This window comes from Scandinavium goeteborgense, from assembly GCF_003935895.2.
Classification (GTDB): Bacteria; Pseudomonadota; Gammaproteobacteria; order Enterobacterales; family Enterobacteriaceae; genus Scandinavium; species Scandinavium goeteborgense.
Genome location: NZ_CP054058.1, coordinates 3,172,876 through 3,188,534, shown reverse-complemented (window position 1 = coordinate 3,188,534; position 15,659 = coordinate 3,172,876). Strand labels below are relative to the sequence as shown.

Genomic DNA, 15,659 nt, shown 5'->3' with positions numbered 1-15,659 from the left:
GTTCTCGTAGCGTCATGCTGAAACGTGCACATGTAACAAAACGCAATCAAATATGTGCGCCCTGTCATAATCCTGCATTTTCGTGCGGAAAAAGGATTGATAATTCGCGTCGCGAAAAATAGTCTACAGACATAGCGTTAGGACATTTCTGCCTCGCTACTTTTTTGCAGTACTTATTTTTTATCGCTGTTCGCTTTGCGAACGCGTTTTTAAAAGTCAAAGAGGATATACACATGCGTACGTTCAGTGGCAAACGTAGTACGCTGGCGCTGGCTATTGCCGGGGTCACCGCAATGTCGGGCTGGATTGCAGTTCCGCAAGCCAGTGCAGCAGGATTCGTAGACGATTCAACCTTAACCGGCGGCATCTATTACTGGCAGCGTGAGCGTGACCGTAAAGATGTGACCGACGGCGACAAGTACAAAACTAACCTTTCTCACTCCACCTGGAACGCCAACCTCGACTTCCAGTCCGGCTATGCTGCGGATTTTATCGGCCTTGATATTGCGGCCTTCACCGCTATTGAAATGGCGGAATCCGCAGAAAGTGGCCACCCGAACGAAATTGCCTTTTCCTCTATCAACAAAGGCTACGACGAAGATTTCTCGGGTGATAAGAGCGGGATCAGCCTGTATAAAGCGGCTGCAAAATTTAAACTCGGGCCAACCTGGGCACGCGCGGGTTATATCCAGCCTACCGGTCAAACGCTGTTAGCACCGCACTGGAGCTTCATGCCTGGTACTTATCAGGGTGCGGAAGCCGGGGCAAACTTTGACTACGGCGATGCCGGCGCGTTGAGCTTCTCGTACATGTGGACCAACGAGTACAAAGCGCCATGGCATCTCGAGACTGACCATTTCTATCAGAATGACAAGAAAACCAAAGTGGAGTACCTGCACTCCATCGGGGCTAAATACGACTTCAAAAATGACCTGGTGCTCGAAGCCGCATTTGGTCAGGCAGAAGGCTTTATGGATCAGTACTTCGCCAAAGCCAGCTACAAATTTGACGTCGCCGGTACGCCACTGTCGACCAGCTACCAGTTCTATGGCGCGCGTGACACCGTCAGCAGCAACACTGTCAACGATATCTATGACGGTACCGCGTGGTTACAGGCTCTGACTTTCGGCTACAAAGTGGCTGATGTGGTTGACCTGCGTCTCGAAGGTACCTGGGTTAAAGCGGAAGGGCAGCAGGGCTACTTCTTGCAGCGTATGACGCCAACCTACGCCTCTTCCAACGGTCGTCTAGATATCTGGTGGGATAACCGCTCAGACTTCAACGCCAACGGCGAAAAAGCGGTGTTCTTCGGCGCGATGTATGACATGAAAAACTGGAACCTGCCAGGCTGGGCCGTGGGCGCGTCCTACGTTTACGCCTGGGATGCGAAACCGGCTGACTGGTTTATCAACAGCGCGGGCCAGCGTGAAGATAACGCTTCCAACAAAATCAAAGAGTCTGCTTACAGCCTCGACGCAATGTACACCGTGCAGGAAGGACGTGCGAAAGGCACGCTGTTCAAACTCCACTACACCCAATACGACAACCACTCTGATATCCCAAGCTGGGGCGGCGGTTACGGCAACATCTTCCAGGATGAGCGTGACGTGAAGTTCATCGTGATTGCCCCGTTCACCATCTTCTGACAATGACGCGGCGGGCCTCACGCCTGCCACGTAATAATGAGGTCGTATCATGAAAAAATGGATTCTTATCGCTACCTTAGCGTCAGGATTGGTGGGCTGCGCGCAGCCTCAGGCGCCGCAGGAAGACAGTAAACTGAAAGCCGCGTACAGCTCATGCATTAATACTGCGGAAGGCAACCCGGACAAAATCGAAGCCTGCCAGAGCGTGCTGAATGTGTTGAAAACCGATAAGACGCACGAGCAGTTTGCGAATCAAGAAAGCGTGCGGGTTCTGGATTATCAGAAGTGTATTCTGGCGAGAAAAACCGGTAACGACCAGGCGGTGAAAACCGATTGTGGTCAGATCTGGAAAGAAATTCGCAGCAACAATACGACCACTACAACCACGAAGCCATAACCCTCAACTATCGGCCTCTGTGATTGCCTGAATTAATGCCAAAAAAAAGCCAACCGCGAGGTTGGCTTTTTGCTTTTGAACGAACGCTGATTATTTCTCAGCGGTGTCGTGTGCGTGTTCATCTTCACGGCAATCGCCTTCTGCGCAGTGGCCGTAAAGATAAAGGCTATGGTTGGTCAGACGAATGCCATGGCGGGTGGCGATTTCGCGCTGACGTAATTCGATAGAGTCATCGCTGAACTCAATAACCTTGCCGCAGTCGAGGCAGATTAAGTGATCGTGATGATGCTGCTGAGTCAATTCGAAAACAGACTTGCCGCCTTCGAAGTTGTGGCGGGTGACAATGCCGGCATCGTCGAACTGGTTCAGAACGCGATAAACCGTTGCCAGACCAATTTCTTCGCCCATATCAATGAGGCGTTTATAAAGGTCTTCCGCACTGACATGGTGGTTGTCCGGCTCCTGAAGCACTTCCAAAATTTTCAAACGAGGAAGCGTGACTTTCAGGCCTGCCTTCTTTAATGCGGTATTGTTGTCAGTCATGCGGAATCAGTCCTGTTGCTAGGCGATACACTTCCCTATGGGGAAGTATTACTAAGAATGAATTCAGGATAATGCGTCTCATTATAGGACTGCCTGCCCTAAATGGGAACGGTAAACCCTGAGCAAAGTATGCTTTTCATAAACGAGGCATCATCTGCAAAGCGAAACATCCGACCTCGTCAAAACAGGTGACATTGTACAGACATGTGCTCAAAAGTTAAAAATTTGTAGCGATTAATTTGATTGCTTTTATCTATTAATTTAACACAACTTATCGCTAATACGGCACAGCACGGATGCTGTGCCGCTAAATCATCAGGCGTTCTTGATCTCTTCGAGGTGCAGCTCTTCGGAGATTTGTTTCACCCATTTTTCGACACGCTCAGCGGTCAGCTCTGGCTGGCGATCTTCATCAATGGCCAGACCGACAAAATGGTCGTCATCGGCCAGACCTTTAGAGGCTTCAAAATGGTAGCCTTCGGTCGGCCAGTGACCGACGATCGTCGCACCGCGCGGTTCGATGATGTCGCGGATGGTACCCAGCGCATCACAGAAATATTCTGCGTAATCTTCCTGATCGCCACAGCCAAACAGGGCAACCAGTTTACCGTTGAAGTCTACCTCTTCCAGCGTCGGGAAGAAGTCGTCCCAGTCACACTGTGCTTCACCGTAGTACCAGGTCGGGATACCCAGCAGCAGAATATCGAAACCTTCGAGATCTTCTTTACTGCTCTTGGCAATGTCATGCACCTCGGCAACGTCTTTGCCAAGCTGCTTCTGGATCATCTTCGCGATATTTTCGGTGTTACCGGTGTCGCTGCCGAAAAAAATACCTGTGATTGCCATGAGTAAAATAACCTCTTGAAACGTATTGAAATGATGGTGGATTGTTGCCCACAGATAAAGGCAATGATAGCAGGAGGAGAAGTGCGCGGAAACTGCAATCGCGCCGTACTGCACTCTCTGCTAAATGAAAGTGATTTTTTGTCGTGTTTTCAGACAAGTTCCTGGCCGTGTAATGCAGCCAGTTGTTGCAACAGTATCTCTTCGATAAGCTCGCTGCGGCTCATATTTCTGGCATCAGCCAGTTCATTAAGCGCATCCACGGCATCGTTATTGAGCTTCAACTCAACGCGTTTGAGACCGTTGCTTTTGTCGCGTTTAAGCTGATTACGCTTGTTAATGCGTAATTGTTCGTCGCGCGAGAGCGGATTGGTTTTCGGCCTTCCCGGGCGACGCTCATTTGCGAACAAATCTAATGTCGTTCGGTCCGTTTGTTCTTTTGCCATGATTCAGAGTGACTTCGGGGAAACAAGCCGCCAGACGACAGGCCCGGCGCAGATAGCGCGCAATCATACATGAGCGAAACCCGCACGCCAACGCCGGGAGGCACAATGGCGCACAGTCGCTCGGAATTTAATCATTCTGCCAGGTAACGGCGAATCGCACGCAGTACCGCATCCGGTTTTTCTGCATGGACCCAGTGTCCGGCACCCGCGATGACGTGTGCGCGGGCCTGCGGGAACTGCGCCAGCAACGTATCGCGATACTCCGCAGTGACGTAAGGCGAATTGCCACCAGGGATAAACAGGGCAGGGTGGTCCCAGGCGGGAATCGGTTCCCAACCGACGATATGCGGGTACTGATCCCACAACACCGGCACGTTAAAGCGCCATGCCCCGTCGACGAACGACTTCAGCAGGAACTGAATCACGCCTTCTTCATCTATATGCTGGCGCATGACGTCTGCGGCCTGCTGGCGGCTGGACACACCCGCGTCGGTCACGGCGTTAATCGCGGCAAAAATCTCATCGTGACGACGCACCTGATAAGCCACCGGTGCGATATCAATCGCCACCAGCTTTTCAACGCGTTCAGGGGCCAGCGCCGTAAACGCCATCACCGCTTTACCGCCCATTGAATGGCCTATCAGAATGGCTTTCTCAATGCCGTTCGCATCGAGCGTATCAACCAGATCCTGCGCCATGGCGGCATAGGTCATGTGCGGATCGCGAGGAGAAAGACCGTGGTTACGCATGTCGACTTGCAGGATATCGTGGTCGGCGACCAGATCCCGGGCAAGGATCCCGAGGTTATCAAGGCTACCGAAAAGACCGTGAACAAGGACGATGGGAGAATTAGTGTGCAGGTTTTGTGCAGTTTGCGCTCGGCTGTTTAATTTCATGGCAAAGTTCTTTTTTTCGCTACGTCGGGTTAGGGTATCATGTTGAACATTCTGCCGCCCGGCTGCAACACTCAGTAGTCGTCTGAGTTTTTGCCGACACGCTATCCGCTGTTGGGTTTTGTCCTTATAATCCCAACAACTTGTATTCAGAAAAGATATCTCACTGGATTAAGATGAAAACGATCGAAGTTGATGACGAACTCTACGGCTTTATTGCCAGCCACACTAAGCACATTGGCGAGAGCGCATCCGACATTTTGCGACGTATGCTGAAATTTTCTGCCGTATCGCAAGCGGCAGCAGCAACCGTAGCCAAAGAAACCCCGGCACCCGCGTCTGCACCGGTCGTCGCCGCGGTTAAAAAAGTGTCTTCACCGAAAGATAATGTTCGTGCCATGCGCGAGCTGATGCTTTCTGACGAATACGCCGAGCAGAAAAAAGCGGTCAACCGCTTCCTGCTGGTGCTGACTACACTTTACTCCTTAGACAGCAAAGCATTTGCTCTGGCTACCGAGTCGCTGCATGGCCGTACGCGCGTTTACTTCGCCTCTGACGAAGCGACGCTGCTGAAAAACGGCAATCAGACCAAGCCTAAGCAGGTGCCAGAAACCCCATACTGGGTAATCACCAACACCAATACCGGTCGTAAATGCAGCATGGTCGAACACATCATGCAGTCAATGCAGTTCCCCGCGGAATTAATTGAAAAGGTTTGCGGCACCATCTAAGCATAAGAAGGACCAGGCAATGGCAACTCATAACCGTGCGGGTCAGCCTGCACAACAGAGTGATTTGATCAACGTCGCCCAGCTGACGTCTCAGTACTACGTACTGAAGCCGGAAGTGGGTAACGCAGAACATGCGGTAAAATTCGGGACGTCCGGTCACCGTGGTAGCGCTGCGCGTCACAGCTTCAACGAACCGCATATCCTGGCCATTGCGCAGGCGATTGCGGAAGAACGTGCAAAAAATGGCGTTACCGGGCCGTGTTACGTCGGTAAAGATACCCACGCCCTGTCAGAGCCCGCGATCATTTCCGTACTGGAAGTGCTGGCGGCCAACGGTGTCGACGTGATTGTGCAGGAAAACAACGGCTACACCCCAACGCCTGCGGTTTCCAACGCTATCCTGGTTCACAATAAAAAAGGCGGCGCCCAGGCTGATGGCATCGTCATCACCCCGTCCCACAACCCGCCGGACGATGGCGGTATCAAGTACAACCCACCAAACGGCGGCCCGGCTGATACCAACGTCACCAAAGTGGTAGAAGACCGCGCAAACTCCTTACTGGCTGATGGCCTGAACGGTGTGAAGCGCATGTCTCTGGATGCAGCGTATGCGTCCGGGCATATCAAAGAGCAAGATTTGGTTCAGCCGTTCATCGAAGGGCTGGCGGATATCGTTGATATCAAAGCGATTCAGAAAGCGGGCCTGAAGCTGGGTGTTGATCCGCTGGGCGGTTCTGGGATCGAATACTGGAAGCGTATCGCGGAGTTCTACAAGCTTGATCTGACCATCGTGAACGATCACGTCGATCAGACTTTCCGCTTCATGCACCTCGACAAAGACGGCGCGATCCGCATGGATTGCTCTTCAGAGTGTGCGATGGCGGGCCTGCTGGCGCTGCGTGACAAATTCGACCTGGCGTTTGCCAATGACCCGGATTATGACCGTCATGGTATCGTGACGCCGGCCGGTCTGATGAACCCGAATCATTACCTGGCCGTGGCGATCAACTATCTGTTCCAGCATCGTCCACAATGGGGCAAAGATGTCGCCGTGGGTAAAACCCTGGTGTCGTCTGCGATGATTGACCGCGTGGTTGAAGATTTGGGCCGCAAGCTGGTGGAAGTACCGGTGGGCTTCAAATGGTTTGTTGATGGTCTGTTTGACGGTAGCTTTGGTTTTGGCGGCGAAGAGAGCGCGGGTGCATCGTTCCTGCGTTTCGACGGCACTCCGTGGTCTACCGATAAAGATGGGATCATCATGTGCCTGCTGGCGGCTGAAATCACCGCCGTCACCGGCAAAAACCCGCAGCAGCATTACGACGAACTGGCCGCGCGCTTTGGCGCACCGAGCTATAACCGTCTGCAAGCCTCTGCGACTTCAGCCCAGAAAGCCGCGCTGTCTAAGCTTTCTCCGGAAATGGTGAGCGCCGATACGCTGGCTGGTGACCCTATCACCGCACGTCTGACGGCGGCTCCGGGTAACGGCGCATCCATCGGCGGTCTGAAAGTGATGACTAAAAACGGTTGGTTTGCAGCACGTCCATCCGGCACCGAAGACGCCTACAAAATCTATTGCGAAAGCTTCCTCGGCGCTGAGCACCGTAAGCTGATTGAGAAAGAAGCGGTAGAGATTGTCAGCGAAGTGCTGAAAAACGCGTAGTGTTTGCTTTTACCTCGTGCGGTCTGATGCCCTCACCCCAGCCCTCTCCCACGGGGAGAGGGAGCAAACATTAAAAACGGTAACCTTCGGGTTACCGTTTTGCTTTTACCTGGTTTGCAAAAATTCGCAATTAAAGCATGAACCGATAACCAATTCCGGTTTCGGTCAGCAAATGCTGCGGCCGCGCCGGATCAATTTCCAGTTTCTGGCGTAAATGGCCCATATAAATGCGCAGATAGTGACTGTGCTCAACCGCATTCGGACCCCAGACCTGACTTAATAACTGTCGCTGAGTCAGCACTTTGCCATGGTTGTTGAGCAGCACCGCCAGCAGGCGAAACTCAATCGGTGTTAGATGGATTTGTTCTTCACCGCGCTGAATGCGGTGATTGGCGATATCGACCTGAATATCGGCGAAGCGCACCACAGGCTGGTTTTGTTCCGCATTCCCATGTCGACGAAGTGCCACCCGCAGGCGCGCCTGCAACTCGCCAATGCCAAACGGCTTGCTGAGATAATCGTCGGCCCCGGCGTCGAGCGCGGTAATTTTGTCGGTCTCTTCGGCGCGGGCGGAAAGCACAATGACCGGCACCTGGCTCCACTGACGGAAATCGCGGATGAACTCAATGCCGTCGCCATCCGGTAAACCGAGATCGAGGATCACCAGGTCGGGTTTGCGCGTGGCCGCTTCCAGTAGCCCACGTTGCAGGGTTTCCGCTTCGTGCACGCGAAGGCCATCGGCTTCCAGCGCGCTGCGCAGAAAACGGCGAATCGCCTGTTCATCTTCAACGATAAGTACGTTAATCACAGTTCCTCAAGAAGTTCATCCAGCTCTGGGGGCGCATCCAGCGGCAGCGTGACCCTGAAGCTGGCCCCGCCTTCGGGGCGATTAAACGCATGCAGCTCGCCGCCGTGTACATCAACAATCGCCTGGCAAATCGCGAGGCCAAGCCCTACGCCAGGAATCGCGGATTCCTTATGGCCTCGGGAGAATTTAGCAAAGATTGCCTGTTCCTGACCAGCAGGGATGCCGGGGCCTGAGTCCCACACGTCCAGCTGCAACCGATCGGGCAGGCGTTCGGCGGAAATGCCGATGGTGGCCGACGGGCCCGCGTACTTCGCGGCGTTTTCCAGCAGGTTAATCAGCACCCGTTCAAATAGCGGGCCATCGACGTGAATCAGCGTTAGCGGGTCGCCCAGCGTCAGCTGAATATGCCGCCCGCCGAGGCCCATTTCCAGGGTGCGAATGGCGCTGCCCACCACTTCTTCCAGCGTCAGCCACTCTTTGCGCAGGTTAAATCCACCGGACTGAATACGCGCCATATCGAGCAGATTGTTGACCAGCCGGGTGGTATTCAACACGTGTTGACGAATTTCGTTGGCCTGCGGAGCGTGTTTCGACCCTTCGCTGGCCAAATCCAGCGTCAGAATTTCCGCCTGACCAAAAAGCACCGTCAACGGCGTGCGTAAGTCATGGGAAAGCGCCGCCAGCAGCGAGTTGCGAATGCTTTCTCGTTCGCTCGCCAGCCGCGATTGCTCTTCGCTGGCGGTGAGCGCCAGACGTTCCAGCGCGCTGGCGACTAGCAAGGTACAGGTTTCCAGCAGCCGCTGCTGTTCGGGGATCATCAATTGGCGCAAATTGCCCGGCTCAACCACCACCACGCCGTGGGTTTTCTCGGCGCTTTTCAGCGGAAGAATAAGATACGGAACGCCGGGTAGGGTGTCGGTTCCCGCACCCGCAGGCTGGCCTTTGTCAAAGCTCCAGCGGGCGATAGCGTCGTCCCACGGCGTGATGTCGTTCCCGTCGGTCAGAGGGTGAAGCCCGCCTTCCGCGTTGGGTAGCAGCACCTGGCTACGCGCCTGGAAGGTGGAGTGAATAAACTGCTCGCTGGTCTGGGCAATATCCTGCGCACGGCGGCCGGTTGCCAGCGCTTTCGACATCTCATACAGATGCCGGGTGCGCTGTTCCCGGTAGCGTGCGACGCGGGCCTGATAGCGCACGCCGGCGGTCAAATTGCCGATCACCAGCCCGACGGTCAGCATCACGCCGAAGGTCAACACGTACTGCACATCGGAGACGGCGAGGGTGCCGCGCGGGGCAATAAAGAACAGATCGAAGCTGATGACGTTGGCGAAGGTTGCCAGCACCGACGGCCAGCGCCCGTAAAACAACGCCACGATCACCACGCCGAGCAGATAGAGCATCACCAGGTTGGCGGCATCAAACGCCATCAGGAAATGGCTGGCGAAGACAGTGATTAAGGCGCAGAGCACCACGGCCACAAGGCAGCCGCGAAGCTGAACGCGCCAGCGTTCCAGCCATGGGCGATTATCGGTGCCGCGGGTCGGGCTGGTGGTCGGCTTTTCTTCAAGGGCGACAATCAGTAAATCGAGATCCGGCGCGCGGCGTGCAAGCCTGTCGGCGAAGGACTCCTGGCTCCACCAGCGTCGTTTGTTGCGGCGGCCAATAATGATTTTGCCGAGGTTATGTTCGCGGGCGTAGCGCAGAATCGCTTTGTCTTCCGCCGGGTCCGACAGCGTGGCGGTTTCCGCACCCAGCTCCTGCGCCAGACGCAGCGCGCTGAGAATATTGCGGCGCTGGGATTCTGGCAGACGGTGTAAATCGGGGGTTTCGACATACACCGCATGCCATGCGGTGCCGAATTTGGCGGCCAGACGGGCGGCGGCGCGCACCAGTTTTTCGTTGCCGCCGCTGTGACCGACACACAGCAGAATCGCGTCGCGGGTGTGCCAGACTTTTTCTTCGCCTTGCCGGTCTCGCCAGGCACGCATCTGGTCATCCACGCGGTCGGCGGTGCGTCGCAGGGCCAGCTCGCGCAGGGCGATAAGATTACCTTTGCGGAAGAAATGCTCGATGGCGCGCTCGGCCTGTCCAGCGATATACACTTTGCCTTCGTGCAAACGCTGGCGCAGATCGTCCGGCGGCAGGTCCACCAGCACCACTTCGTCCGCAGAATCGAAAAAAGGATCCGGTACGGTTTCGCGCACTTTGATGCCGGTCACGCCGCTGACCACGTCGTTCAGGCTTTCAAGATGCTGCACGTTGACGGTGGTAAAAACGTCGATGCCCGCTTCCAGCAGCTCTTCCACATCCTGCCAGCGTTTGGGGTGACGCGAACCCGGCGCGTTGGTGTGCGCCAGTTCGTCCATCAGGATCAGCGCCGGACGGCGAGCGAGGGCGGCGTCGAGGTCAAACTCTTCGACCTGACGACCGCGATAGTGAATGCGTTTTCGGGGCTGAGTCGCCAGCCCTATAAGCTGTGCCGCGGTCTCTTGGCGTCCGTGGGTTTCCACCACGCCCACCAGAATATCGAGCCCCTGCGCCCGCAGGCGCTGCGCTTCCTGCAACATGGCGTAGGTTTTCCCTACGCCTGCACAGGCGCCAAAAAAGACTTTCAGTTTTCCGCGATGCCAGCCGGAGGATTGCTCCAGCAGGCGATCGGGATCGGGACGAAAGGGCTCGTCGGTCATGCTCAATCCTTACGGTTGTTTCAGGGCATCCAGCGCCATGTTCAGCTCAACAATGTTCACCACCGGCTGGCCGAGGAAACTCACCAGCGGTTGCTGCGTGTGTGCGGCAACCAGCGTCGTCAGCGTTTCTACAGAGACGTGACGGGCCTGTGCCACGCGCGGTATTTGCCAATTTACCGACTGCGGCGTCAGGCTGTAATCCAGCCCGCTCGCGGAGGCCGTCACCAGTTCGACGGGAACCTGCGCGTCTGCCTGCGGATTGTCCTGACGCAGCTGCGCCACCCGTGCCGCCACTTCTTTATCCAGCTCCGGATTACTGCCCGCCAGATTGCTGCCGCCGGATGCCTCTGGATTATAGGGGCTATTGGCGGTGGCGGAAGGGCGGCCGTGAAAATATCCCGGCGCGGAAAACTGCTGACCAATCAAGTGCGAACCACGAATCTGGTTGTCCTGATGAATCAACGAGCCGTTGGCCTGATCGGCGAACCACCATTGTCCAAGCGCGGTGGTCAGCAGCGGGTATACGCCGCCGGTGATCAGGGTTAAAAAAATCAGCACTACCAGAGCAGGGCGTAACGTCGCCATTTTCATTTCCTCTTACACCAGACCAAACAGGGTCAGCACCAGGTCAATCACTTTGATACCGATGAACGGCACCAGCAGGCCACCGAGACCGTAAATCCACAGGTTGCGGCGAAGCATCGCCGCCGCCGTCAACGGCTTGTAACTCACGCCTTTTAACGCCAGTGGGATCAGGAACACGATGATCAGGGCGTTAAAGATAACGGCGCTAAGAATGGCCGACGCGGGCGAATGCAGGTGCATCACGTTCAGCGCGTTGAGCTGCGGATAGGTGGCTGCAAACGCTGCCGGGATGATGGCAAAATACTTCGCCACATCGTTGGCAATACTGAAGGTGGTTAGCGATCCGCGGGTCATCAGCATCTGTTTACCGATGTGCACCACTTCAATCAGCTTGGTCGGGTTGGAATCCAGATCGACCATGTTGCCCGCTTCTTTTGCGGCCTGGGTTCCGGAGTTCATCGCCACGGCCACGTCGGCCTGCGCTAACGCCGGGGCGTCGTTGGTGCCGTCCCCGGTCATCGCCACCAGACGACCTTCCGCCTGATACTGACGAATTAGCGCCAGTTTGGCTTCCGGCGTCGCTTCTGCCAGAAAATCATCCACGCCCGCTTCGGCGGCAATGGCGGCGGCCGTCAGACGGTTATCGCCGGTGATCATCACCGTTTTTATGCCCATTTTGCGTAGCTGCGCGAAACGCTCTTTAATGCCGCCTTTGACGATATCCTTCAGCGCAATCACGCCGAGCACCGTCGCACCTTCTACCACCACCAGCGGGGTGCCACCCTGACGCGCCACGCCTTCGACTAAGGTGTCGACTTGCGGTGGGAAATGCCCGTTGTTGGCTTCCACGTGACGACGAATCGCATCCACGGAGCCTTTACGGATCATGCGGTCGTGGATATTGATGCCGCTCATGCGGGTCTGGGCGGTAAACGGCACAAACGTGGCCTGCAAATCCTGCACGTCGCGTTCGCGCAGATTGAAGCGCTGTTTAGCCAGCACCACGATACTGCGGCCTTCCGGTGTTTCGTCGGCCAGCGATGCCAGCTGCGCGGCATCGGCGAGGGTTTTCTCATCGACACCCGGCGCAGGCAGGAACTGAGACGCCTGGCGGTTGCCGAGAGTGATGGTGCCGGTTTTATCCAGCAGCAGCACGTCCACATCGCCCGCCGCTTCAACCGCACGGCCGCTGGTGGCAATCACGTTGGCACCGAGCATCCGGCTCATCCCGGCCACGCCGATTGCCGACAGCAGCCCGCCGATGGTGGTCGGGATCAGACACACCAGCAATGCGACCAGGACCGTCACGCTGACCGCGGTCCCTCCGTACGCCGAGAACGGCCACAGGGTGGCGGTAGCCAGCAGGAACACGATGGTCAGCGCGACCAGCAAAATGGTCAGGGCGATTTCGTTTGGCGTTTTACGACGCTGTGCGCCTTCGACCATGGCGATCATCCGGTCAAGGAAGGTTTCGCCAGGGTTGACGCTGCAACGGATAACCAGCCAGTCGGAAAGAATGCGCGTGCCGCCGGTGACCGAGGCGAAGTCGCCGCCGGATTCGCGGATAACCGGCGCGGATTCGCCGGTAATCGCGCTTTCATCCACCGACGCACCGCCCTCGATGACTTCACCGTCGCAGGGGATGATGTCGCCAGCCTCTACCAGCACGATATCGCCTTTGCGCAGGTCATCCGCCGGAACGTGATCGACCTGAGCATCATGCTGCGGCGCGCGCAGTTTGCGGGCGAAAGACGTTTTCTGGATACCTTTCAGGCTGTTGGCCTGCGCCTTGCTACGGCCTTCCGCCAGCGCTTCGGCGACGTTGGCGAACAGCACGGTAAACCACAGCCAGATGCTGATTGCCCCCGTAAACCCGGCGCTACCGGGAATTTTTCCAAAGGCCATCGCCACGGCGAGCAAGGTCGTCAGCACGCTGCCCAGCCAGACGATAAACATCACCGGGTTGCGCCACTGTACGGCTGGACTCAGTTTTTTTACGGCATCCAGCAGGGCCTGGCGAACCAGGGCCGGTTCAAAAATTGCCGTTTGCTTACGACTCATAAAACGTGTCTCCAGCTGTCTTATAACGAAGAGAGATGTTCTGCGACCGGGCCTAACGCCAGGGCGGGAATAAAGGTCAGCGCGCCGACCAAAATCACGGTGCCTATCAGCAAGCCAACAAACAGCGGGCCGAAGGTCGGTAACGTGCCGGTGCTGGCAGGCTGAATTTTCTTGCTGACCAGCGAACCGGCGATGGCCATGACGGGCACGATCACCCCGAAGCGTCCGACGAACATGCAGAAGGCCAGCAGGCAGTTCCAGAAGGGAGAGTTAGCACTCAAACCGGCAAAGGCGCTGCCGTTGTTGTTGGCGGCGGAAGAGACGGCGTATAGCACTTCACTAAAGCCGTGAATGCCCGGGTTGAACATCCCGGCGCGACCGGCTTCGGTCATCATTGCCAGCGCGGTGCCGAGCAGAACCAGGGCCGGAGTCACGAGGATCGCCAGCGCGGTCATTTTCATTTCACGCACGTCGATTTTTTTACCGAGATATTCCGGCGTACGGCCAATCATCAGCCCGGCGATAAACACCGCCAGCAGCACGAACAGCAGCATGCCGTACAGCCCGGAACCCACGCCGCCGAACACCACTTCGCCAATCTGCATCAGCCACATCGGCACCATTCCGCCTAGCGCGGTAAAGGAGTCGTGCATCGCATTTACTGCGCCGCAGGAGGCCGCCGTGGTGATGACCGCAAACAGGCTACTTTGCAGAATGCCGAACCGGCTCTCTTTGCCTTCCATATTGATGGTGCTGTCGGCCCCGAGTTTCAGGAAGTGTGGATTCCCGCTGAGCTCAGCCCACATCACCACCGCCACGCAAATGACGAAGATGACCGACATGGCCCACAGGATCGCGCGTCCCTGACGGCGATCGTTGACCGCTTCACCGAAGGCGAAACAGAGCGCGGCAGGGATCAGGAAAATCGCCAGCATCTGTACCGCGTTAGTCAGCGCCGTTGGGTTTTCAAACGGATGGCTGGAGTTGGCATTAAAGAAACCACCGCCGTTGGTACCGAGCATTTTGATGGCTTCCTGCGAGGCAACCGGACCCATCGGCAGCAGGCCTTTTACACCTTCCAGCGAGGTGAAATGCTGATAGGGGAGAAGGTTTTGCAGCGTGCCTTGCTGGATCATAAACAGCGCGATCAGCAGCGACAGCGGCAGCAGGACCCACAGCGTGACGCGCACGATATCCATCCACGCGTTGCCCAGCGAGTGAGTGCTGTGGCGGCTGAAACCACGGATCAGGGCGAACACCACCGCGATACCGGTGGCTGCGGATAAGAAGTTTTGCACCGCCAGCCCGGACATCTGGCTGAAGTAGCTCAGGGTACTTTCGCCGCTATACGCCTGCCAGTTGGTGTTGGAGACAAAGCTGATGGCGGTGTTCATCGCCAGATCCCACGACAGCCCCGGGAAGTGTTGCGGGTTCAATGGCAGAACGCCCTGCAACATCAGCATCGCGGACAGCACCACAATTCCCAAAACGTTGAGCATCAGGATAGCCAGCAGATATTGCCGCCAGTTCATCTCCAGGGAGGAGATGCCCATCAGGCGCCAAAGCCCGCGTTCAATTCTGGCCGTGCCGGGCAGCGGCGTATTCGCAATCAGCCGCGCCAGCACGAGGCCCAACGGGCGCGCCAGAATAAACAGGACCAGTAAAAAACTGGCAATCAGTAAAAACCCTTGCGCAGCCATCAGAAGGCCTCCGCATTGATCAGGGCATAAACCAGATAGCCCAATAACAGGAAAACCAGCACGATACCAGTTAGCACGCCTGCACTCACAGTACACCTCCAGGTGTTTAATGATGTGCGGTAACGGTATGTTTTCCGGTGCAAAGATTTCGCAAAAAACGCAGGGCGGAGTGTAAAAAAAGTATAAAAATGGCAAAGACCATTAATTAACTATTGATTAGTATTAATTTAACTTTTATGTAACTTAATTACGGCGTGAAGTGTAAATTCGCCTTGGGCAGCGTAAAAAAGTGGTCGGATGAGTAGCAAAATTACAACCAAAGCGTTATTATTTGCCCCAGATAACGTTTACCGGCGTGCGTTGCCGGCCATGAAAGGGGAGAGAGATTATGTACAAAGAGTTTCCTGCACATGTTGTATTGATGCGTCGCACTTTCGCCGTTGTGGCAGGTGTTTTGGCGCTGCCAGTGATGCTGTTCTGGAAAGATCGCGGGCGTTTTTACAGCTACCTGCACCGCGTCTGGTCTAAAACCAGTGAAAAACCAGTGTGGATGGATCAAGCCGAAAAAGCGACCTGTGATTTTTACTGATTTGTGACTTTCCAGCAGGCATAAAAAAACCGCCAACATTAACGTGGCGGTTTTTTTATGCCCTCAGGATTCG

15 protein-coding genes are annotated in these 15,659 nt (G+C 55.8%); 5 read left to right on the top strand and 10 right to left on the bottom strand.

Going from position 1 to position 15,659, the window contains the following annotated elements; genetic code table 11:
* The first annotated feature begins 233 nt into the window (after positions 1 to 233).
* Together chiP and A8O29_RS16180 are read left to right on the top strand one after the other, a co-directional pair.
* Positions 234 to 1,646 (top strand): chitoporin ChiP, encoded by a 1,413-nt coding sequence (gene chiP, locus A8O29_RS16185; protein WP_125352611.1) that lies wholly within the window; start codon positions 234 to 236, stop codon positions 1,644 to 1,646.
* 49 nt (positions 1,647 to 1,695) lie between these two features.
* The gene (locus A8O29_RS16180) at positions 1,696 to 2,043 is read left to right on the top strand and encodes a ChiQ/YbfN family lipoprotein (RefSeq protein WP_125352613.1); all 348 of its coding nucleotides are present in this window, start codon (positions 1,696 to 1,698) and stop codon (positions 2,041 to 2,043) included.
* A gap of 90 nt (positions 2,044 to 2,133) precedes the next feature.
* On the opposite strand, the gene fur is transcribed toward A8O29_RS16180, so the two are convergent.
* The 4 genes from fur to ybfF form a co-directional block, all read right to left on the bottom strand.
* Positions 2,134 to 2,586 (bottom strand): ferric iron uptake transcriptional regulator, encoded by a 453-nt coding sequence (fur, locus tag A8O29_RS16175; RefSeq protein ID WP_125352615.1) that lies wholly within the window; start codon positions 2,584 to 2,586, stop codon positions 2,134 to 2,136.
* Between the two features lie 315 nt (positions 2,587 to 2,901).
* A complete protein-coding gene (gene fldA / locus A8O29_RS16170) occupies positions 2,902 to 3,432 on the bottom strand; it encodes a flavodoxin FldA (protein ID WP_166665178.1) in 531 nt (176 codons plus the stop codon).
* A 149-nt stretch (positions 3,433 to 3,581) separates the two neighbouring features.
* Positions 3,582 to 3,875 carry a LexA regulated protein gene (gene ybfE, locus A8O29_RS16165; RefSeq protein WP_110510115.1) on the bottom strand — a complete coding sequence of 98 codons (294 nt, stop codon included), beginning with the start codon at positions 3,873 to 3,875 and terminating at the stop codon, positions 3,582 to 3,584.
* Positions 3,876 to 4,006: 131 nt separating this feature from the next.
* Positions 4,007 to 4,771 carry an esterase gene (gene ybfF / locus A8O29_RS16160; protein WP_125352617.1) on the bottom strand — a complete coding sequence of 255 codons (765 nt, stop codon included), beginning with the start codon at positions 4,769 to 4,771 and terminating at the stop codon, positions 4,007 to 4,009.
* A gap of 173 nt (positions 4,772 to 4,944) precedes the next feature.
* Here ybfF and seqA point away from each other — a divergent pair, with 173 nt between their 5' ends.
* Positions 4,945 to 5,499 carry a replication initiation negative regulator SeqA gene (seqA, locus tag A8O29_RS16155; RefSeq protein ID WP_110510113.1) on the top strand — a complete coding sequence of 185 codons (555 nt, stop codon included), beginning with the start codon at positions 4,945 to 4,947 and terminating at the stop codon, positions 5,497 to 5,499.
* 19 nt (positions 5,500 to 5,518) lie between these two features.
* Positions 5,519 to 7,159 carry a phosphoglucomutase (alpha-D-glucose-1,6-bisphosphate-dependent) gene (gene pgm, locus A8O29_RS16150; protein ID WP_125352619.1) on the top strand — a complete coding sequence of 547 codons (1,641 nt, stop codon included), beginning with the start codon at positions 5,519 to 5,521 and terminating at the stop codon, positions 7,157 to 7,159.
* A 130-nt stretch (positions 7,160 to 7,289) separates the two neighbouring features.
* On the opposite strand, the gene kdpE is transcribed toward pgm, so the two are convergent.
* From kdpE to kdpF, 6 genes are read right to left on the bottom strand one after another with little or no spacing between them, the layout of a single operon-like run.
* On the bottom strand, positions 7,290 to 7,967 hold the full coding sequence (gene kdpE / locus A8O29_RS16145) for a two-component system response regulator KdpE (RefSeq protein ID WP_110510108.1): 678 nt from the start codon (positions 7,965 to 7,967) through the stop codon (positions 7,290 to 7,292).
* A complete protein-coding gene (gene kdpD / locus A8O29_RS16140) occupies positions 7,964 to 10,651 on the bottom strand; it encodes a two-component system sensor histidine kinase KdpD (RefSeq protein ID WP_174081371.1) in 2,688 nt (895 codons plus the stop codon). The genes kdpE and kdpD overlap by 4 nt, the downstream gene beginning before the upstream one ends.
* Before the next feature lie 9 nt (positions 10,652 to 10,660).
* The gene (gene kdpC, locus A8O29_RS16135; RefSeq protein ID WP_125352621.1) at positions 10,661 to 11,236 is read right to left on the bottom strand and encodes a potassium-transporting ATPase subunit KdpC; all 576 of its coding nucleotides are present in this window, start codon (positions 11,234 to 11,236) and stop codon (positions 10,661 to 10,663) included.
* A gap of 12 nt (positions 11,237 to 11,248) precedes the next feature.
* The gene (gene kdpB, locus A8O29_RS16130) at positions 11,249 to 13,297 is read right to left on the bottom strand and encodes a potassium-transporting ATPase subunit KdpB (RefSeq protein ID WP_125352623.1); all 2,049 of its coding nucleotides are present in this window, start codon (positions 13,295 to 13,297) and stop codon (positions 11,249 to 11,251) included.
* Positions 13,298 to 13,317: 20 nt separating this feature from the next.
* Positions 13,318 to 14,997 carry a potassium-transporting ATPase subunit KdpA gene (gene kdpA, locus A8O29_RS16125; protein WP_125352625.1) on the bottom strand — a complete coding sequence of 560 codons (1,680 nt, stop codon included), beginning with the start codon at positions 14,995 to 14,997 and terminating at the stop codon, positions 13,318 to 13,320.
* Positions 14,997 to 15,086, bottom strand: coding sequence for a K(+)-transporting ATPase subunit F (gene kdpF / locus A8O29_RS16120; protein WP_110510103.1), 90 nt, complete (start codon positions 15,084 to 15,086; stop codon positions 14,997 to 14,999). Before kdpF ends, kdpA begins: the two co-directional genes overlap by 1 nt.
* Positions 15,087 to 15,385: 299 nt before the next feature.
* Between kdpF and A8O29_RS16115 the strand changes: the two genes are divergently transcribed.
* Positions 15,386 to 15,586 carry a YbfA family protein gene (locus A8O29_RS16115; protein ID WP_110510102.1) on the top strand — a complete coding sequence of 67 codons (201 nt, stop codon included), beginning with the start codon at positions 15,386 to 15,388 and terminating at the stop codon, positions 15,584 to 15,586.
* Positions 15,587 to 15,659 lie beyond the last annotated feature (73 nt).

Bases quoted from the DNA above. Each gene is read 5' to 3' on its own strand.
- chiP (WP_125352611.1), top strand. From the start codon at position 234: ATGCGTACGTTCAGTGGCAAACGTAGTACGCTGGCGCTGGCTATTGCC.
- A8O29_RS16180 (WP_125352613.1), top strand. From the start codon at position 1,696: ATGAAAAAATGGATTCTTATCGCTACCTTAGCGTCAGGATTGGTGGGC.
- fur (WP_125352615.1), bottom strand. From the start codon at position 2,586: ATGACTGACAACAATACCGCATTAAAGAAGGCAGGCCTGAAAGTCACG.
- fldA (WP_166665178.1), bottom strand. From the start codon at position 3,432: ATGGCAATCACAGGTATTTTTTTCGGCAGCGACACCGGTAACACCGAA.
- ybfE (WP_110510115.1), bottom strand. From the start codon at position 3,875: ATGGCAAAAGAACAAACGGACCGAACGACATTAGATTTGTTCGCAAAT.
- ybfF (WP_125352617.1), bottom strand. From the start codon at position 4,771: ATGAAATTAAACAGCCGAGCGCAAACTGCACAAAACCTGCACACTAAT.
- seqA (WP_110510113.1), top strand. From the start codon at position 4,945: ATGAAAACGATCGAAGTTGATGACGAACTCTACGGCTTTATTGCCAGC.
- pgm (WP_125352619.1), top strand. From the start codon at position 5,519: ATGGCAACTCATAACCGTGCGGGTCAGCCTGCACAACAGAGTGATTTG.
- kdpD (WP_174081371.1), bottom strand. From the start codon at position 10,651: ATGACCGACGAGCCCTTTCGTCCCGATCCCGATCGCCTGCTGGAGCAA.
- kdpC (WP_125352621.1), bottom strand. From the start codon at position 11,236: ATGGCGACGTTACGCCCTGCTCTGGTAGTGCTGATTTTTTTAACCCTG.
- kdpB (WP_125352623.1), bottom strand. From the start codon at position 13,297: ATGAGTCGTAAGCAAACGGCAATTTTTGAACCGGCCCTGGTTCGCCAG.
- kdpA (WP_125352625.1), bottom strand. From the start codon at position 14,997: ATGGCTGCGCAAGGGTTTTTACTGATTGCCAGTTTTTTACTGGTCCTG.
- A8O29_RS16115 (WP_110510102.1), top strand. From the start codon at position 15,386: ATGTACAAAGAGTTTCCTGCACATGTTGTATTGATGCGTCGCACTTTC.